The organism is Sphingosinicella humi, from assembly GCF_003129465.1.
GTDB lineage: Bacteria > Pseudomonadota > Alphaproteobacteria > Sphingomonadales > Sphingomonadaceae > Allosphingosinicella > Allosphingosinicella humi.
In genome coordinates, this window is record NZ_QFFF01000001.1 from 1,886,775 (window position 1) to 1,905,636 (window position 18,862).

The window sequence follows — 18,862 nt, forward strand, 5'->3', positions numbered from 1 at the left end:
AACATAAGGTTCTCAAGGGGAGACATCATGAAGGGTTCCAGCAAAAGACTATTTTCGTGTCGCCGCGCCTTGATGGCGACATCGTTCCTGTGCGGTGCTGCAATCGTCGCTCCGGCCGCGCTCGCGCAGGAGGCGCCGGCGCCGGCGGCGGAGCCGATTGGAGCCGCCGAAGTGGCGCCCTCGGAAGGCGCCGCGATCGTCGTCACCGGCTCGCGCTTGATCCGCAGCGATCTCGCTGCGCCGAGCCCGCTGACTGTGGTCGGCGAAAGCGACGTTAAGCTCTCGGGCAGCGTCACTCTCGAAAACACGATCAACGAATTTCCCCAGCTGTCGTCGGGCAACACGTCGAACGTCAACAATGGTGGCGGATCGGGCGTGCTGACCGCCAACCTGCGCGGCCTCGGCGCGACGCGGACACTGGTGCTGGTCAACGGCCGCCGCTTCATTCCGGCCAACTCGGACGGCCAGGTCGACCTCTCGTCCATTCCGGACGCGCTCATCAAGCGGGTCGAGATCATCACCGGCGGCGCCTCGGCGGTCTACGGCTCCGACGCGATTGCCGGTGCCATCAACTTCATCCTCGACGACAGCTTCGACGGTGTCGAAGCGAGCTACCAATATGGGCAGACCTTCCGGGACGACGGCGCCTCGCACAAGATCGACCTCACCGTCGGCTCCAACCTGGAGGATGGCCGCGGCAACGTCACCGTGTCGGGCTCCTACACGAAGCGTGATCCGATCTTTCAGTCGGGCCGCGCCTTCTCCCGCGTGCCGCTCGACACGATCAACGGTGAGCTGGTCCCCGGCGGCTCCAGTGCCATTCCCGGCACCCGCATCAGCCTCAGCAGCTCCCAGCGCGACCAGCTGGTCGGAGTGGACCTGACGCCGAGCGGTGCCTGCACCTCGATCACCGGCATCCGCTTCGGCGAGAACGGGCAGGTCCTCCCCTATTGCAACCCGGAGGACGCCTATAACTATTCGTCCTTCAACTATCTGCAGCGCCCGCTCGAGCGCTTCCAGGTGTCGACGCTCGCCCGCTACGAGATCTCAGACGCGGTCGAGCTCTATGGCGAGGCCTATTACGTCAACACTCGCAACCGCTCCCAACTCGCGCCGGCGTCGGAGACCCCGCTGACGCCGGGCGCGGGCAGCGGCACGCTGCTGATCCCCAACTACGCGACCAATTCCAGCCTGCTCCCGGCGGTTCGCGACTTCTTCACCAACAATGCCGCGATCTTCGATCCGGACGGCGACGGCACCGCCGCCGTGATCGGCGCGGGCCGCCGCTACAGCGAGGTTGGACCGCGCGAGAACGATTATGAGCGCAACGCCTTCAGCCTCACCACCGGCCTGCGCGGATCGTTCGAGATGATCGGGCGCGACTGGAATTACGACAGTTTCTTCCAGTATCAGCGCAACCGCACCGACACGCGGACGACCAACTACATCTCGCAGACCCGCCTCAGCCAGGGTCTCGACACGATCGTCGACGCCGACGGCAATATCGTCTGCCGCAACCAGACGCTGGGCTGCGTGCCGGTCAACATCTTTGGCCTCGACACCATCAGCCCGGAGGCGGCCGCCTTCATCACGCCGGTGAGGGCGAGCGACGACCGTTTCACCCGTACGATGATGGGCGGCTCGCTGAGCGGCACTCTGTTCGACCTGCCGGCCGGGCCGGTGGCGCTCGCGCTCGGCAGCGAGTATCGCAAGGATCGTTACGTCTTCAATCCGAGCCCGCTCGACATTGCGCGTGAATACGGCTCGGTGTCGCAGTCGCCGGTCGAGGGCAGCACCAACGTCTCCGAAGTGTTCGGCGAACTGCGCATCCCGATCCTCGCCGACATGGCCTTTGCCGACGAACTCGCGATCGAGGGCGCCGCGCGCTACTCCGATTATGGTGGCGACAGCAGCGCGGTGGGCGGCGTTTTCACCTGGAAGGTCGGTGCCGAATATGCGCCGGTCGACTGGATCCGCTTCCGCTCGGCGTTCAACCGAGCCATCCGCGCGCCCACCATCAATGAGCTGAAGGATCCGATCAACACGGGCTTCACCTCGGGCGAGGATCCTTGCATCGCCTCGCGCAATCCGACCCAGGCCCAGCAGGACCTCTGCGTCGCCCAGGGTGTCGCACGGGCGGACCTTCCGACCTTCACTCAGGCGAACGTCGGCTTCGATGCCCGGACTGGAGGCAACCCGAACCTGACCGAGGAGCGTTCGAAGACGTTCACCGTGGGGGCAGTGATCTCGCCGCCCTTCATCCCAAACCTCAACCTCACAGTCGATTATTTTAACGTCACGGTCGACGACGCGATCGCGCGGATCAACGCCAACCAAACGTTGAACGACTGCTTCACGACGCTGGATCAGAATTCGGCGACTTGCCGGGCGATCAACCGTTTCCCGAACGGCCAGATCAATTTCGTGTCGACCCAGCTCAGCAATATCGGTTCGCTGAAGGTTGAAGGCGTCGACGCGCAAGTCGATTACCGGATGGACCTGCCGTTCGGCCAGATCGGGGGCGACAATGCCACGCTCGCGCTCAGCGCCGTGGCCAGCTTCCTGTTCGAGCGGTCGACGCAAGTGATCGCCGATCAGGATCCGCTCGATTGCGCCGGTCATTTCGGCGGCGGCTGCACGGGCAACGGGGTGTTCGCTTCGCCGGACTTCAAGCTGAACCTGAGCTCGACTTACGCTAGCGGCCCACTCTCCGTTCGGCTGGCGGGCCGGATGATCGGCGACATGAAGCTTTACCCAGGCATCATCGCTGCGGTCGAGAGCGCGCCGGCGCAGTGGTATTTCGACGCCGCATTCACCGCTGAGGTGACGGAGGAGGTCGAGTTGTTCGGCGGCATCGACAATCTCTTCGACAACCAGCCGCCGATTCTCGGCACGGCGATCTCCGCCGATACCAATACCGACCCATCCCTCTACGATGTCGTCGGCCGCCGCTTCTTCCTGGGAGCACGGCTGAGGTTCTGATGTTCCCCCCGCGCCGCCGGTCCCCCCGGCGGCGCATTTCTTTTGGGAAGAGGATTGTCGAAGATGAAGAATGTTCGCAGCCGATTGATGCGCTCCCTAGGCGCCACCGCCCTGCTGGCCGCGATGGTGGCCGCCCCCCTTCCGGCCGCGCCCGGCGCGTCGGTTCCGGATCCGATCCCTGCCCGCACCGAAGGGATCGGTCCTTATCAGCGGATCGTCCTCCGCAACGTCACCATCGTCAACGGCACGGGCGCGCCTGCGCAGGGGCCTTATGACATCGTCCTCTCGGGCGACCGCATCGCCGAGATCAAATCGATCGGTTCGCCAGGCGCCATTGACGAAAATCGCCGCGCCGCGCCCGGCGATCATGAGATCGACCTCACCGGCCATTATGTCCTGCCCGGCTTCGTCGACTCCCACGTCCATCTGCACAGCCTGGAGGACGGCCAGAACGTCCCCTCCGAATATGTGCTGAAGCTGTGGCTGGCGAACGGCGTCACGTCGGTACGCGACGTCGGCAGCAGCGGGCGCCCGATCGAATGGCTGGTCGACATCAAGCGCCGCAGTGCTGCCAACGAAATCGTCGCACCCCGCATCGACATCTATCCGATGTTCCAGGACATCCTCGACAAGCCGGTCAACGATCCGGAGATGGCGCGCCACGCCGTGCGCGAGGCCAAGCGTCGCGGCGCCGACGGCATCAAGTTCATCGGCGGCGAGGAGGATGTGCTCTACGCCGCGCTCGACGAAGCCGAGAAGGTCGGCCTCAGGACGACCATGCACCATGCCCAGCAGGTGGTCGCCTATGCCGACGTGCTCCGCACCTCCGCCCACGGCCTCGACTCGATGGAGCATTGGTACGGCCTTCCCGAAGCCATGTTCACCGATCGCTCGGTCCAGGATTGGCCGACCGATTATGTGAACAATGACGAGCAGATGCGCTTCGGCGAGGCCGGACGTCTTTGGAAGCAGGCGGCCGAGCCCGGCTCCGACGCCTGGAACAAGGTGATGGACACGTTGCTGGAGCGCGATTTCGTGCTCAGCCCCACCTTCACCGCCTATCTCACCAGCCGCGACTTCATGCGCATGAGCCGCGCCACCTGGCACGACGAATATACGCTGCCGTCGCTGTGGGACTGGTATCGCCCCAGCCGCACCAATCACGGTTCCTACTGGTTCGACTGGACCACCGAGGACGAGATGGCGTGGAAGGAGAATTACCGTCTCTGGATGCGCTTCGTAAACGACTACAAGAACCGGGGCGGCACCGTGACGGTGGGGAGCGACAGCGGCTTCATCTACAATCTCTACGGCTTCGGCTACACTCAGGAGATGCTGCTGCTGCGCGAGGCCGGCTTCAGCCCGCTGGAGGTGATCCACGCCGCCACGCAGGCAGGCGCGGAGGCGCTCGGCCATGAAAACGAACTCGGCACCATCCGCGTCGGCCGCAAGGCGGACCTCGTCATCGTGGACGGCAACCCGATCGCGAACCTGAAGCTGCTGTTCGGCACCGGCACGGTCAAGCTCAACGACGAGACCAAGCAGGTCGAGCGCGTCGGCGGCATCCGCTACACGGTCAAGGACGGCATCATCTACGACGCGCGCGAACTGCGCGCGGAGGTGCGCGACATGGTGGCGCGGCAGAAGACGGAGCGGAACATTCCGGCCGGCCCGATGAAGATCGAGGCGGTCGACCTCACCCGATAAGAGGATGCAAGGAGGGCATATAATGAAGACCATATCCTGGGCCGCGATGGCGACGGCCCTCATGATCGCCGCGCCGGCAGCACCCGTCTGGGCCCAGCCGTCGGCCGGCGCGGCGCAAACGGTTCCGGGCAGCGCCGACGCGCGGCTGAAGGCGCTGTACGACGCCGAGTGGGACTGGCGCGAGAAGGAAATGGCGCGCGAACCGGGCGAGGACGGGCGCGGCGCTACGGCCGACCACCTCCCCCGCGTCGACGCGGCGACCCAGCAGCGTCGGCTCGAATATTGGACGAACGTTCTCTCCGAGTTGGGCAAAATCCCGCGCGACCAGCTGTCTCCCGAGGAAAAGATCAACGCCGAGGTGTTCGAGACGATCATCACGGCGTTCGTCAACGACATACGCTTCAAGACCTATGAGGCGCCGTTCAACTCCGACAGCTTCTTCTGGACTGACTTCAGCCCGCGCGAAGGCTTCCAGGATGCCGACGAATATCGGCGTTATCTGGGGCGCCTCAAGGACGTGCCGCGCTACTTTGCCGAGCAGACCGCCAACATGCGCGCCGGCCTCGCCCGCGGCTTCACCGTGCCCAAGGTGTCGGTGACCGGCCGCGACAAGACGATCGAGCCTTACACCAAGGCCGACGAGACCAATCCGCTTTACGTCCCCTTCCTGCAAATGCCGTCGAATATTCCGGCGGCGGAGCAGGAGCGACTGAAGGCCGAGGCCAAGCAGGTCATCGCGCAACAGGCGGTGCCCGCTTATACCGAGCTCCTCTCCTTCATCCGTGACGAATATCTGCCGAAGGCGCGGACGAACATCAGCGCGTCCTCGCTGCCGGACGGCAAGGCCTATTACCAGGCGATGATCGAGAAGTTCACGACGCTGAAGCTGACGCCCGAGGAGATCCACAAGATCGGCCTAAGCGAAGTGGCTCGGATCACGGCCGAGATGGAGGCGACGAAGAAGAAGGCGGGCTTCAACGGCACGCTCGGCGAGTTCCGGCACTTCCTGAAGACCGATCCGCAATTCTACGCCAAGACGCCGCACGAACTAATCGCCGAGGCCTCCTATTGGGTGAAGAAGGCGGATCTGAAGCTCAAGGACACGATCGGCTTCCTGCCCCGCTTCCGCCACGGCATCCTGCCGGTGCCCGAGGCGTTGGCGCCAATCTACACCGGTGGACGCGGCGGTCTCGAAAGCTGCCTGTTCAACACGTACAACCTACCGGCGCGCCCGCTCTACACCCTGCCGTCGCTCGCGCTGCACGAATGCACCCCGGGGCATAGCTTCCAAGGGGCGCTCGCCCTCGAAGGACCCCCGCGTCCGGCTTTCCGTAACGCCACCTATTTCTCAGGCTATGGCGAGGGCTGGGGCCTCTATACCGAATGGCTTGGCACCGTGATGGGCATTTACGAGACGCCCTATCAGGAGTTCGGCCGCCACACCTACGAGATGTGGCGCGCCGTCCGGCTCGTGGTCGACACCGGCATCCACCATTATGGCTGGAGCCGCGAAAAGGCGCTCGACTATATGAAGGCCAATCTGGCCCTCTCGGATCATGAGATCACGACCGAGGTCGACCGCTACATTGCCTGGCCGGGACAGGCCGTTTCCTACAAGCTGGGCGAGCTCCAGATCCGCCGCCACCGCCGCGAGGCGGAGCAGGCGCTCGGGCCGAAGTTCGACCAGCGCAAGTTCCACGACGCGATCCTCCAGATCGGGTCGGTGCCGTTGCCGGTGCTGGAGGAGAGGATGAAGCAGTTCATCGCCGATGGCGGCGAGAACCCGCCCATGACCGCCGCTGCCCCCTAAGGCAGCCGTTTCGAGCCAAAAGCGCTGCGCCGGCCGTCTCCCCGACGGCCGGCGCAGTTGTTTTCGGGTGAAGCGCAGCGGGGGCTCCAAAGCGACGCGGAAACTGAGAGTGACCCGGCGCCAACATCCGCGCCCTCTCAATCCTTCATCAGACACCAACCATCCGTTACCCAGCGAAGGCCGGGTTCAGACGGTGTCGGTCGCGACCGCTGCATGGATGCCAGCCTTCGCGGACATGACGCCGGTGTAGGTGCTCGGTCGGCGCGACCTCCACTGCTGTGGGCCACAAAAAAGGGGCGGCCCGTAGGCCGCCCCTTCGTTTCCTGCGCTCTGCGCCGAGATCAGGATCGTTCGACCGCGAGGATGTCGCGGGTGAGCATGCTCCGCGCGCGGCCGTAGAGCAGATAGACTGCAAGGCCGATCGCGTTCCAGGCGACGAAGCGCATCAGGGTGATCTCCGGCAGGCTGAGCATGAGATAAGCGCAACCCACGATCGCGAGCGTGCCCACCACATAGGGCTGCGGGCAGCGGAACACGCGCGGCAGATCGGGCTGCGTTTTCCTCAGGATCATCAGGCAGGCGCCGACCGCGATGAAGGCGAGCAGCGTCCCGGCATTGGCGAGCTCCGCCAGGTCGCCGATCGTGAAGAAGCCGGCGAAGGCGGCGACGAACAGGCCGGTGAGGCCGGTGATGAGCACCGGCGAGCCGGTCCGCGGCGACACCTTGCTCGCCCAGCGCGGCAGCAGCCCGTCGCGCGACATGACGAAGAAGATGCGGCTCTGGCCGTACATCATCACCAGGATCACCGACGGCAGCGCAACGATCGCCGCCAGCGCCACTGCGGACGCCGCGAACGGATGATCGAGCGCGCGCAGCACGAAGGCGAGCGGTTCGGCGGAGTCGGCGAGCACCGTGTAGCTGATCGCGCCGACCGCGCCGATCGCGACCAGCATGTAGATCGAGGTCGCCGTCAGCATCGATCCGATGATGCCGATCTTGAGGTCGCGGGACGGATTCTTCGCTTCCTCGGCCGATGTCGCGACCGCGTCGAAGCCGTAGAAGGCGAAGAAGACGATCGCCGCCGCCGCCATCACGCCGCGAGTCTCCCCGTCCTGCACAACGCTGCCGAAGCCATAGGGCATGAAGGGCGTCAGGTTGGCGGAGTCGAAGGCTGGGAGAGTGAGCGCTACAAATACGCCGAGCGCGGCGAGTTTGATAACGACGAGGAAGATGTTGAAAGTCGCGCTTTCCCGCGTGCCCGCCATCAGCATTCCGGCAATGGTCAGCGCCACCAGCACCGCGGGGAGGTTGACGATGCCGCCTTCATGGGGCCCCACTAGCAAGAGGGGTGGAAGATGTATTCCCGCCGCCTCGAGCCAGCCGACCAGATAGGCGGACCAGCCGACCGCCACCGCGCTGCAGGCCACCGAATATTCGAGGATGAGGCTCCAGCCGACGATCCAGCCGAGCGTCTCGCCCAGCACGGAATAGGTATAGGTGTAGGCGCTGCCCGAGGTGGGAATCATCGTCGCCAGCTCGGCATAGGCGAGCGCCGCGCAGGCGCAGACCGCGCCGGCGATGGCGAAGGCAAGGATCACCGCGGGCCCCGCCCGGTCCGCCCCGACCCCGGTCAGCGTGTAGATGCCGGTGCCGACGATCGCTCCGACGCCCAACGCCACGAGATGAGGCCAGCTGAGGGTTTTCCTTAATACTCGGTCGGGCTCGAGCGTGCCGTCGGCGTGCAACGGCTTGCGCGGGCCAAAGATACTTTGCGCCACTTCGGTGTTCCTCTTTCCTGGATTTTTATGCGGCCGGCTATTCCGGCTTCTGCTCTTTGCGTTCCGCCGACAGCTGCCGGCGCAGATCCTCCAATGTTTGTTCGATATGGGTGCGCGTCAGCGACGCGGCGGTCCTGCCGTCGCGGGCCAGCCAGCGCTCCAACATGCTGCGGTGCTCGTCGATCGCGCGTTCGTCGCGTCCCGAGGGCTCCAGATGCTTGCGGACATAGCGCTCCGAAAGGATGTGGAGCCGCTCGATGATGCTGAACGTGATCGGCTGGCCGGCCGGCCGCACGAGCGCGAGGTGGAAGGCGCGGTTGAACGCGCCGACGCTCTCGCCGCGGGCGTCGGTCACCCGGTCGAGCTCGGCCAGCGCCTGGCGGGCGACCGCCTGCTCATCGTCCTTCGCCTGCTCGGCCGCCAAGGCCACCGCATCGGGCTCCAGCTTCAACCTCAAGGCGTAGACTTCCTCGGCCTCCTGCGTCGACAGCGGCCGAACGAAGAAGCCGCGGTTCGCCTGGGAGCGGATCAGTCCTTCCTGTTCCAGCCGGGTCAGCGCCTCGCGGAGCGGGATCTTGCTGACGCCGAGTTCCGCCGCCAACGCGTCCTGGCGGATCGGCAGATCGGCGGTGACCTCGCCGGAAAGAATTCGGTCGCGCACCAGCTCGACGAGCTGGTCGGAAAGATTGCGGACGACAATGCTGCTCATGAAGCGATCATAACGCTTTTTGGTAGCTTGTCTTCAATATCGTATAAAATGTACGTGCGGCGCGGCCTTGCTCGCGCGGACCGTAGCTGGAGGCGCCGGTGCCGCCAAACGGTGCGTGATAATCGACGCCGGCCGTGGGCAGGTTCACCATCAGCATCCCGGCGCGGGCGCGACGCTTGAACTCCTCGGCGTGGAGCAGCGAGCGCGTGCAGATGCCGGCGGACAGGCCGAAGCGGTTGCCGTTCAGCGTTTCGATCGCCTCATCGAAGCCGTTTACACGGATGACGCCGGCGACCGGGCCGAAAATCTCCTCCTGGCCCAGCGTGCTGGCGGTCGAGACATTGTCGAACAGCGTCGGCGCGTAGAAGCAATGCTCCATCTCCGCGGCGCTGCCACCGAAGAGGGGCTTCAGCCCGGTGCCTTCGACCTCGGCCACCTGGCGGGCGATGAGCTGCTTCTGGCGCGGCGCGGCGAGCGGTCCGACCTGGGTGGCCGGATCGCGCGGGTCGCCGATCTTGAGGGTCGCGACCTTCGCCTTCACCGCCTCGACGAAGCGGTCGGCGATCGCTTCCTCGACGATGATGCGCGACGTGGCCGTGCAGCGTTGCCCGGCCGCGAAGAAGGCGCCGTTCACGGCGCAGTCGACGGCATTGTCCAGATCGGCATCGGCCATGACGATGAGACCGTTCACACCGCCCATCTCCAGTTGCACCCGGACGGAACGCTGAGCGGCGGCGAGGCGGACGCGCTCGCCGGTCGCGACCGATCCGGTGAAGCTGATCGCGTCGACTCCGTCGGCTTCGGTCAGCGCCTTGCCGGCGCCACCGGCGCCCAGCAGCATGTTGACGCTGCCGGCGGGGAGGCCGCTTTCCGCGATGATCTTCATCAGCGCGTCGGCGGTAGCGGAGGAGATTTCCGACGGCTTCCACACCACCGCGTTGCCGAAGGCGAGCGCCGGGGCGATCTTCCAGGCCGGGATGGCGATGGGGAAATTCCAGGGCGTGATCGCCGCGACGACACCGACGGGCGCGTAGTCGACCTCGACGGTCGCGCCGGGGCGGGTGGAGGCGAAGCGTTCGCCGACATTACGCAGCGTCTCGCCGGCGAAGAAGTCGAACAGCCGGGCGGCCCGCATCACCTCGCCCTTGGAATCGCCCAAGGTCTTGCCGGTCTCGCGGGCGATGAGCAGCGCCAGGCGGTCGGCCTCGGCGGCGAGGGCGCGGCCGATACGGGCGAGCGCATCGGCCCGCGCCTCGATGCCGGCCGAAGCGAGCGCATCGACGGCGCCGCGCGCGGCGGCCACCGCCTCGGCGACGAGGTCCGGCGCCGCTTCCGGGCCTTCGACGCGAAGATCGTCCGGCAGGGCAGGGTTGCTCTGTTCGAAGGCGGTGGAGCCGGTGACGGCGCGGCCGGCGACGTGGTGGGAAAGGGTGATGGTCTCGGTCATGTTTCGTCCTCAGACGACCGAGAAGCCGGCCCAGAAGGGGTCTTCGCGGTCGATCCAGATGGTGTTGAAGCCGGTGGCAATGGCGGAGCCTTCGATCGACGGCACAATCGCCGGCTGGTCGCCGATGCTCGTCTCTTCCTCGATCCGGCCGGTGAAGCGACTGCAGATATAGCTTTCGTGAACGAAGCTGTCGCCGGCCTTGAGGCGCCCGGTGGCGTGGAGATGGGCGAGACGCGCGGACGTGCCGGTGCCGCAGGGGCTGCGGTCGATCGCGCGCTCGCCGTAGAAGACGGCGTTGCGGCCGTCGGCGCCTTCGCCCTTGGGCTTGTCGGCCCAGAGCACGTGGCTGACGCCGCGGATGCTAGGCTCCAGCGGATGCGCCGGCTCATAGGCGGCGCGGACGAGCTCGCGGATCGTGCGGCTCAGCTCGACGATGCGCGAGGCCCCCAGGTCGTCGAGGCTCGTATAGGGTCCCTGCGGTTCGACGATGGCGTAATAGTTGCCGCCATAGGAAACATCGAGCGTCAGCGGCCCGAAGCCGGGCACGTCGATCTCGATGCCGCGCTTGGCGAGATAGGCGGGAACGTTGCGGATCTTGACCGACCGCACACGGTCGCCCTCGGCCTTATAGTCGATGTCGATGATGCCCGCCGGCACTTCGATGCGGAGCTTGCCCGGCTGGCGGGGCGTGATGAGGCCATGCTCGAGGCCGAACGTCACCAGGCCGATGGTGCCGTGGCCGCACATCGGAAGGCAGCCGCTCGTCTCGATGAAGAGGATGCCGCAGTCGGCGTCCTCGCGCGTCGGCGGATAAAGAAAGCCGCCGGACATCATGTCGTGTCCGCGCGGCTCGAAGCAGAGGCCGGTCCGGATCCAGTCGAAGCGGGCGAGGAAATCCTGGCGCCGCTCCGCCATCGTCTCGCCTCGAAGCAGCGGCGCCCCGCCCGCCACGAGGCGGACGGGGTTGCCGGCCGTATGACCGTCTATGCAGAAGAAGGTGTGCTTCATGCGTCAGCCACGCAGCTGGATGGAATCATGCGGCGGCCTTGGTGAGCGTCGGCCGCGTGGCCGCGCATTTCTCGACCATGGCGATTACGTCCGCGCGACGGGCACCGCTCAAGGGCAGACGCGGCATGCGGACCCGCTCGGAACCGCGGCCCATGATCTGCTCGGCGAGCTTGATCGACTGGACGAGGTCCGGATCGGAATCGAGGTGAAGGAGCGGCATGAACCAGCGGTAGATGCGCCGGGCCTCCTCGAAGTCGCCGCGCTCGAACGCGGCGATCAGCGCCACCGACTCTTGCGGGAAGGCGCTGGTCAGGCCGGACACCCAGCCGCTCGCGCCGAGCAGCATCGCCTCCAGCGCGACGTCGTCCAGCCCGGCCATGATCGTGTAGCGATCGCCGAAGCGGTTGATGACGTCGGTGATGCGCCGCGAATCCGGGGCGCTTTCCTTGATGGCCACGACATTGGGGATGTCGGCCAGCTTCTCCAGCGTCTCGAAATCGATCGACACGCGATAGGCCGGCGGGTTGTTGTAGAGCATGACGGGGAGCGAGGTCGCCTCGGCGACCGCCTTCAAATGGGCGAACAGCTCCTCGGAGGTTGGCACATAAACCATCGCTGGCAGCACCATCAGCGCGGTCATGCCGATGGCCTCGGCGTCCTTGGCATATTGGACGGCCCGATCGGTGTTGAGCTCGGACACGCCGGTGATGAGCGGCACCTTGCCGCCAAGCGCCTCGACGGCGCCGCGGAGCACCGCCCGCTTCTCCTCCGGCAGCAGCGAGTTGTTCTCGCCGACGGTGCCGAGCAGCACCAGCCCGTCCACGCCGTCCTCCACGAGGGCGGTCTGAACACGCTGGGTAGCGTCGAGGTCGACCGACGAATCGGCTGCGAATTGGGTGGTGGCGGCGGGATAGACGCCCTGCCACATGGGTCTTGACGAACTCACTGGGTCCTCCGTTGCATGTCAATTTCGTATACGGTATATGATCCCGCGATGCCAAGCAAAAAAACCGGGGCGCCGAAAACGGCCATCGTCATCGGCGGTGGAATCGTAGGACTCTGCTGCGCTTTTCGTCTGCAATCGCGCGGTATTAGCACAACCCTCGTCGATCCACAGCCGGAGCGGCGCGGGGCTTCGTGGGGCAATGCCGGCCATATCGCCGTGGAGCAGGTGGAGCCGCTGGCTTCTCTGGCGACGGTGAGGAGCATGTGGCGACGCCTGTTCTGGCGGGGCGGGGCCCTGTCGCTGCCGATGCGGGAGGTTGCCGCCTGGCTTCCTTTCTCCCTGCGCCTGCTCGGGGCCGCGAGGCCGGCTCGATTTGCCGCCGGCAAGGCCGCGCTGGCTGCGCTCCTCAGCGAGGCGATGCCGGCCTGGACGCGGCTTCTCGGGGAGGCGAGCGCGCCGGAGCTGCTGCTGAGCCAAGGTCATTTCATCGTCTGGGAAACACCCGAAAGCGCCGCGAGAGGCCGCGCCGCATGGGCCGCCGCGGACACCGGAACGACCCGCTTCAGGGACGTGACGCCGGAAGAGATGGCGCAGCTCACCGCGCTGACGCAAAGGCCGCCCGCCGGGGCGATCCGCTTCGAAGGCAGCGGCCAGATCAGTGACCTCGGTGAACTCGCCAAGCGGCTGGGGACTGCGTTCGAGCAACTGGGCGGGCGCCAGCGTCATGCGCGCGTGGACCGGCTCCACGTCCTAGAGGGCAGGGCGGTGCCTCGGCTCGACACGGGCGAGGAGCTGCGCGCCCACGCTGTTGTGCTCGCCGCGGGCGCGGCCTCGGGCGCGCTCCTGCGGCCGCTCAGCGAGACGGTGCCGATCATCGCCGAGCGCGGCTATCACATCCAGTCGGCCGAAACGGAATGGCCGGAGGACATGCCGCCGGTCGTCTTCGAGGACCGGTCGATGATCGTCACTCGTTTCCGCTCGGGCCTGCGAGCGGCGAGCTTCGTCGAGTTCGGGCGCGCCGACAGCCCGGGCGATGTTCGCAAATGGGCGAGGCTGCGGGATCATGTGCAGGCGCTCGGCCTTCCTTTCCGTCTGCCCGGAGAGCCCTGGATGGGCGCGCGGCCGACTTTTCCCGACTATCTGCCCGCCATCGGCCGCAGCCGACGCGCCGAAAATCTCTTCTATGCTTTCGGGCACCAGCATCTCGGTCTCACCCTGGCGCCCGTCACCGGCGAGGCCGTGGCGGCGATGGTCAATGGCGACGCACCCGCCGTGGACGTCGCGCCATTTGCGCTGGAGCGATTCCAAAGACACAGTCCCGCCAAGGAGTCTCGATGATCACCGACTGGAAACCCAGCCGCCGCCTCCTTCTCGCGAGCGCCGCCGTGGCCGCCCTTATCCCGGTGGTGGCCTGGGCGCGCGGGATTGCATCTCCCAGATCCGCTGCGGCGACGCCCTTTCCGCTGTCGCGGGTGCGGTTGCTGCCGTCGCCCTTCCTGACGGCGATCGAGGCCAATCGCGCCTATCTGCACCGGCTGGAGCCCGATCGGCTGCTCCACAATTTCCGGACGAGCGCCGGCCTCGAGCCGAAGGGCGAGGTCTATGGCGGCTGGGAAAGTGACACCATCGCCGGCCATACGCTCGGCCACTATCTCTCAGCCCTCTCGCTGATGCACGCCCAGACCGGCGACGAGGAATGCCGCCGCCGGGTCGACTATATCGTCGACGAGCTCATCGAGGTGCAGAAGGCGCATGGCGACGGCTATGTCGCCGGCTTCACTCGCAAGCGCGGCGACATCGTCGAGGACGGCAAGCTTCTCTTCCCGGAGCTGATGCGCGGGGACATCCGCTCCTCGGGCTTCGACCTCAACGGCTGCTGGGTGCCCTTCTACAATTGGCACAAGCTCTATGCCGGCCTGTTCGACGCCCAGACCCTCTGTGGCAACGAAAAGGCGATCGGCGTCGCTACCGGCCTCGGCCATTATATCGACGGGGTTTTCGCCGCCCTCGATGACGATCAGGTCCAGACGGTGCTCGACTGCGAGCATGGCGGCATCAACGAAAGCTTCGCCGAGCTTTATGCCCGCACCGGCGAAAAGCGCTGGCTCCGCCTCGCCGAGCGGCTGCGGCACAGGAAGATCCTCGATCCGCTGAGCCAAGGGAAGGACGTCCTTCCCTGGATCCATGCCAACACCCAGATTCCCAAGCTGATCGGCCTCGCCCGCCTGCACGAGCTGACCGGCGATCCCGCCGATGCTTCGGCAGCGCGCTTCTTCTGGGAAACGGTGACGCGCGACTACAGCTACGTCATCGGCGGCAATGCCGACCGCGAATATTTCCCGGAGCCTCGCACCGTCTCCAAGCACATCACCGAGCAGACCTGCGAGAGCTGCAACACCTACAATATGCTGAAGCTGACCCGGCATCTCTATAGCTGGTCGCCGGACGCGCGCCTGTTCGACTTCTACGAGCGGGCGCACATCAATCACATGCTTGCCCATCAAAATCCGGAGACCGGCGGCTTCGCCTATATGGTGCCGCTGATGTCGGGCTCGCATCGCAGCTTCTCGTCGGACTTCGACCATTTCTGGTGCTGCGTCGGCACCGGCATGGAGACCCATTCCAAGCATGGCGAGAGCATTTGGTGGCAGGCGGGGGACCGGCTGATCGCCAACCTCTTCATCCCCTCCCGCCTCGACTGGCAGGAGCGCGGGGCGACGGTGGCGATGGAGACCGCCTATCCGTTCGGCGAGGAAGTGACGCTGAAGCTGGAGGCGCTCGCCACGCCCTCGACCTTCGCCATCGCTCTGCGCGTGCCGGGCTGGTGCGAGGGCATGACGATCGCCGTCAATGGCGAGGCGCAGCCGGCGAGGGCCGAGGGCGGCTATGCCGTTGTCCGCCGCCGTTGGAAGAAAGGCGACCGGCTGACCCTCACGCTGCCGATGAAGCTCCGTGCCGAAGCTACTGTGGACGATCCTTCGACGATCGCGCTTCTCCACGGCCCGGTCGTGCTCGCGGCCGACATGGGCCCCGCTGACCAGCCCTTCGAAGGCACCGCTCCGGCGCTGGTCGCGGCGAACGTGCTGGACGGTTTCGCCCCCGTCGAGGTGTCGGAAAAGTGCTTCCGCACGGCCGGCATCGCGCGGCCCGCCGATCTCGCCTTCGCGCCCTTTTATGAGCAGCGCGATCGTCGCACGGCCGTCTATTTCCGCAAGTTCACGGACGCCGAATGGAAGGTGGCGGAGGCGGCTTATGCGGCTGAGCAGGCGCGGCTCAAGGACCTGGAGGCGCGTTCCGTCGACGTCATGCATCTCGGCGAGATGCAGCCGGAGCGGGATCACGAGCTCACCTCCAAGAACTCCTATCCCGTCACCTATCGCGGCCGTCATGGGCGCGACGCGCGCGCCGAGGGATTCTTCCAGTTCCGGATGAAGTCGAGGTCAGGCCCGCTCGTGCTCCAGGCGACCTATTGGGGCGAGGAGCGCAACAAGCATTTCGACATCAAGATCGACGGCACGACCATCGCCACCCAGCGCCTCGACGGCGACCGGCCGGGCGAGTTCTTCACCGTCGACTATCCGGTTCCCGAGACGCTGACGAAGGGCAAGGACCAGGTCATGGTCCGCTTCGAGCCCGTCGCCGGCCCCAATCGCTGCGGCCCCGTCTTCGGCGTCCGGCTCTTCACCCCCAAATCCACCGTCGCCTAGGGAGACGCCCGATGAGAAATGCCCTTCTGGCCTGCGCGGCCCTTTTCCTCGCCGTTCCGGCCGTGGCGCAGCCGCCCGAACGTCCCTGGCTCGCCGGCGTCAACGAGGAGGCGGAGAAGGCCGCCATCCGCGACGTCATCGCTCGCATGGAGGCGGCTTGGAACCGCGGTGACTTCAGGGGCTATATGGAAGGCTTCGCCAACCCCGACGTCATTTTCGTGTCGCGCGGCCAGTTCCAGAAGGACTGGCAGGGCACGCTCGATCATTACATCCGCGATTATGGCGCGTCGGAGGATACGCGCGGCAAGCTCCACTTCTACGACATCCGCATCGAGATGCTGGCGCCGGACACCGCGCAGCTGATCAGCCGCTACACGCTTGATAGACCGAAGGATCGGCAGGACGGCATCAACACCCGCCTCATGCGCAAGCGCGACGGAAAATGGGTCATCGCGCTCAACCACGTGTCCTCGGTGGTAACGCCCTGACAGTCCTTCACCCCGGCGAAAGCCGGGGCCCAAGAACACCGCCGTGTTCGATCCTGTGAAACCGTGTTCTTGGGTCCCGGATCGAGTCCGGGATGACGTGTAGGCGAAAACCCTACTTCCCCTCCGTCCGCGCCAGCAGGTCGATCAGCTCGTCCTTCCAGAACTTCGCCCAGGTGTGGGTCGAATGGCCGCGGGTGTCGTCGGTCGCCTTGATGAGGACGTAGCGCGCGTTCGGCATCCGCGCGGCTGCCTTTTCGGCGATGCCATAGTCCCAGGGGTTGATGAAGTCGTCGGACGAATTGACCCAGGTGATCGGGGTGGTGATCTTCTCCAGCCCCGGCCAGGGATTGTAGTTCCGCGAGGAATCGAACTGGTAGATCATGTCGTTGGCGTCGAGGCTCTTGATGCTCGCCTCGATCCGCTCGACGATATAGGCGTCCGCCTTCTCGCGGGTGCCATATTCCTTCTGGAGATTGAGCGGGGCGAAGCCGACCACCTGCAAGAGGCTCGCCGCGGTGCGCAGGCCAAGCACCGGCTGCGTCTCATAGTCGCCGCCGTTCCAGGCCGGGTCCGCCTTGATCCCTTCGATGACGAGCTTGCGCCACATGCGGTTGTGGCCGGCGATCTCGGTCGGAAGGCACGCCATCGGCATCATCGCCTGGACGAAGTCCGGCCAGCGCTCGCCCCACATGAAGCCGTGCATGCAGCCCATCGAGGTGCCCATCATCAGCCTCAGCCGATCGACCTTCAGCCCTTCGGTGAGCATCCGGTGCTGCGCCTCGATCATGTCGGCATAGTCATAGTCGGGAAAGTCCATGGCGAGGCCGTCGCTGGGCTTGGACGATTTCCCGTGGCCGATATTGTCGGGAAGGATGATGTAATAGCGACTGATGTCGAGCGGCTGGCCCGGCCCGAACAGCTCGGTGAATTGCGGCCGCAGGAAGGAATGGCCGCTGCCGCCGGTGCCGTGGAGTACCATCACCGCGTTGGTGACGCGCCCGTCGGCGTCGCGCTTGGGCGTGCCCAAGGTGGAGACATGGATGCGCAGCTTCTCCATCGTCTCGCCGGTGCCGAAGCGGAAATCGTCGAGGACGATGTCCTGCTCCTTGACCTCAGAGGCATAGTCCGTCTGGGCGGCGGCGGGGGCCGCGAGGAAGAGCAGGGCGGCGAGGGCAGCTTTCGATAGGCGCATGAACATCTCCGATCGGAACAAGGCTAGGCTGAAAGCGGCTTGTCGAGCAACGCCTGGATATCGTCGAGCAGGCGGGCCGGGATCAGCACGCCCTCCTGTAGGCTTCGCGTCCGCGCCTCGTATCGGCGCTGCGAGGGGAGGCGCGCGCCCTGGGCGGTGATGCCTTCGAACAGATGCTCCGCCCGCGCCAGATGCTCGGCCGCGGCCGAGCCGAGGAAGCCGGCGGGATCGATGGCGATGATGAGCTCGCCGCCGAACGGGGAGGCCTTGGCGCCGTCGTCCGCGGCGAGGGAGTCCGCGCTGGTGAGATCGCCGATCAGCGGGCCGGCGATGAGCTCCACCATCGCCGCCAGCGCCGACCCCTTGTGGCCGCCGAAGGTCAGCATCGATCCGGCCAGCGCCTCGCCGGCGTCGGTCGTGGGCTGCCCCTGCGGATCGAGGCCCCAGCCGAGGGGAATCGGCTTGCCCTCGCGCCGGTGCAGCTCGATCTCGCCGCGCGCCACCGCGCTGGTCGCGAAATCGAAGACGAACGGATGCTCGCCAGGCCGTGGCCAGCCGAAGGCGATGGGATTGGTGCCGAAGATCGGCGCGGTGCCGCCGGCCGGCGCTACCCAGGCGTGGCTGGGGGTGAAGGCGAACGCCACCAGGCCGTCACCGGCAAGCGTCTCGACCTCGGGCCAGAGCGCCGCGAAATGGACGCTGTTGTTGACCGCCAGCGCGGCGATGCCGCAGCGCTTGGCCTTGTCGATGAGGATCGGACGCCCTTCCTCGAATCCGATCTGCGCGTAGCCGCCCTTGCCGTCGACCCGCACCAGGGCAGGGGCAATGTCGTGCACCTCGGGCTCCGCGTCGACGACCACCTTTCCTTCCCGGATGGTGTGCGCGCAGACGAGCAATCGATAGATGCCGTGCGACGTGCAACCGTCGCGCTCGCCGGCGACCATCGTCTCCGCGACCGCCTTCGCCTGACGTTCGCCGAGGCCGAAATGCGTGAGCACCGTCAGCGCGAGGTCGCGGACCTCGGCCAGTGCCAATCTCTTGTGACTAGCCATCATTACCTCCGAAGAGGGCGGTATATCGTATACAAA

General features: G+C 66.1%; 13 protein-coding genes. 6 read left to right on the forward strand and 7 right to left on the reverse strand.

Annotated elements, in window-relative coordinates:
- Positions 1-27 precede the first annotated feature (27 nt).
- From DF286_RS09445 to DF286_RS09455, 3 genes are all read left to right on the forward strand, one after another.
- Positions 28-2,982, forward strand: coding sequence for a TonB-dependent receptor domain-containing protein (locus tag DF286_RS09445; RefSeq protein WP_243444787.1), 2,955 nt, complete (start codon positions 28-30; stop codon positions 2,980-2,982).
- A 63-nt stretch (positions 2,983-3,045) separates the two neighbouring features.
- Positions 3,046-4,689 (forward strand): amidohydrolase family protein, encoded by a 1,644-nt coding sequence (locus DF286_RS09450; protein WP_109271207.1) that lies wholly within the window; start codon positions 3,046-3,048, stop codon positions 4,687-4,689.
- A 22-nt stretch (positions 4,690-4,711) separates the two neighbouring features.
- Positions 4,712-6,499, forward strand: coding sequence for a DUF885 domain-containing protein (locus DF286_RS09455; protein WP_243444788.1), 1,788 nt, complete (start codon positions 4,712-4,714; stop codon positions 6,497-6,499).
- 341 nt (positions 6,500-6,840) lie between these two features.
- Here the strand turns inward: DF286_RS09455 and DF286_RS09460 are convergent, their stop codons facing one another.
- The 5 genes from DF286_RS09460 to DF286_RS09480 are packed head-to-tail and all read right to left on the reverse strand — an operon-like array spanning position 6,841 to position 12,369.
- Positions 6,841-8,277 carry an amino acid permease gene (locus DF286_RS09460; RefSeq protein WP_424141244.1) on the reverse strand — a complete coding sequence of 479 codons (1,437 nt, stop codon included), beginning with the start codon at positions 8,275-8,277 and terminating at the stop codon, positions 6,841-6,843.
- Positions 8,278-8,314: 37 nt separating this feature from the next.
- Positions 8,315-8,986, reverse strand: a complete 672-nt coding sequence (locus DF286_RS09465; protein WP_109271208.1) for a GntR family transcriptional regulator — start codon at positions 8,984-8,986, stop codon at positions 8,315-8,317.
- A gap of 7 nt (positions 8,987-8,993) precedes the next feature.
- Positions 8,994-10,433 (reverse strand): aldehyde dehydrogenase family protein, encoded by a 1,440-nt coding sequence (locus DF286_RS09470; RefSeq protein WP_109271209.1) that lies wholly within the window; start codon positions 10,431-10,433, stop codon positions 8,994-8,996.
- 9 nt (positions 10,434-10,442) lie between these two features.
- Entirely contained in the window at positions 10,443-11,441 is a 999-nt protein-coding gene (locus tag DF286_RS09475) for a 4-hydroxyproline epimerase (protein ID WP_109271210.1), read from the reverse strand.
- Positions 11,442-11,466: 25 nt separating this feature from the next.
- Positions 11,467-12,369 carry a dihydrodipicolinate synthase family protein gene (locus DF286_RS09480; RefSeq protein ID WP_109271211.1) on the reverse strand — a complete coding sequence of 301 codons (903 nt, stop codon included), beginning with the start codon at positions 12,367-12,369 and terminating at the stop codon, positions 11,467-11,469.
- Between the two features lie 66 nt (positions 12,370-12,435).
- Here DF286_RS09480 and DF286_RS09485 point away from each other — a divergent pair, with 66 nt between their 5' ends.
- Genes DF286_RS09485 through DF286_RS09495 form a run of 3 tightly spaced genes read left to right on the forward strand, consistent with a single transcriptional unit; the run spans position 12,436 to position 16,582 of the window.
- Positions 12,436-13,725, forward strand: coding sequence for an NAD(P)/FAD-dependent oxidoreductase (locus tag DF286_RS09485; protein ID WP_109271212.1), 1,290 nt, complete (start codon positions 12,436-12,438; stop codon positions 13,723-13,725).
- Positions 13,722-16,094 (forward strand): glycoside hydrolase family 127 protein, encoded by a 2,373-nt coding sequence (locus tag DF286_RS09490; RefSeq protein ID WP_109271213.1) that lies wholly within the window; start codon positions 13,722-13,724, stop codon positions 16,092-16,094. The genes DF286_RS09485 and DF286_RS09490 overlap by 4 nt, the downstream gene beginning before the upstream one ends.
- 11 nt (positions 16,095-16,105) lie before the next feature.
- Complete coding sequence (locus DF286_RS09495; protein WP_109271214.1) at positions 16,106-16,582, forward strand: YybH family protein; 477 nt, start codon at positions 16,106-16,108, stop codon at positions 16,580-16,582.
- A 112-nt stretch (positions 16,583-16,694) separates the two neighbouring features.
- On the opposite strand, the gene DF286_RS09500 is transcribed toward DF286_RS09495, so the two are convergent.
- Both DF286_RS09500 and DF286_RS09505 read right to left on the reverse strand, forming a co-directional pair.
- Positions 16,695-17,780 (reverse strand): alpha/beta fold hydrolase, encoded by a 1,086-nt coding sequence (locus tag DF286_RS09500; RefSeq protein WP_109272117.1) that lies wholly within the window; start codon positions 17,778-17,780, stop codon positions 16,695-16,697.
- A 17-nt stretch (positions 17,781-17,797) separates the two neighbouring features.
- On the reverse strand, positions 17,798-18,826 hold the full coding sequence (locus DF286_RS09505) for an Ldh family oxidoreductase (RefSeq protein ID WP_243444789.1): 1,029 nt from the start codon (positions 18,824-18,826) through the stop codon (positions 17,798-17,800).
- Positions 18,827-18,862: the final 36 nt, after the last annotated feature.

Bases quoted from the DNA above. Each gene is read 5' to 3' on its own strand.
- DF286_RS09445 (WP_243444787.1), top strand. From the start codon at position 28: ATGAAGGGTTCCAGCAAAAGACTATTTTCGTGTCGCCGCGCCTTGATG.
- DF286_RS09450 (WP_109271207.1), top strand. From the start codon at position 3,046: ATGAAGAATGTTCGCAGCCGATTGATGCGCTCCCTAGGCGCCACCGCC.
- DF286_RS09455 (WP_243444788.1), top strand. From the start codon at position 4,712: ATGAAGACCATATCCTGGGCCGCGATGGCGACGGCCCTCATGATCGCC.
- DF286_RS09465 (WP_109271208.1), bottom strand. From the start codon at position 8,986: ATGAGCAGCATTGTCGTCCGCAATCTTTCCGACCAGCTCGTCGAGCTG.
- DF286_RS09470 (WP_109271209.1), bottom strand. From the start codon at position 10,433: ATGACCGAGACCATCACCCTTTCCCACCACGTCGCCGGCCGCGCCGTC.
- DF286_RS09475 (WP_109271210.1), bottom strand. From the start codon at position 11,441: ATGAAGCACACCTTCTTCTGCATAGACGGTCATACGGCCGGCAACCCC.
- DF286_RS09480 (WP_109271211.1), bottom strand. From the start codon at position 12,369: ATGTGGCAGGGCGTCTATCCCGCCGCCACCACCCAATTCGCAGCCGAT.
- DF286_RS09485 (WP_109271212.1), top strand. From the start codon at position 12,436: ATGCCAAGCAAAAAAACCGGGGCGCCGAAAACGGCCATCGTCATCGGC.
- DF286_RS09490 (WP_109271213.1), top strand. From the start codon at position 13,722: ATGATCACCGACTGGAAACCCAGCCGCCGCCTCCTTCTCGCGAGCGCC.
- DF286_RS09495 (WP_109271214.1), top strand. From the start codon at position 16,106: ATGAGAAATGCCCTTCTGGCCTGCGCGGCCCTTTTCCTCGCCGTTCCG.
- DF286_RS09500 (WP_109272117.1), bottom strand. From the start codon at position 17,780: ATGTTCATGCGCCTATCGAAAGCTGCCCTCGCCGCCCTGCTCTTCCTC.
- DF286_RS09505 (WP_243444789.1), bottom strand. From the start codon at position 18,826: ATGGCTAGTCACAAGAGATTGGCACTGGCCGAGGTCCGCGACCTCGCG.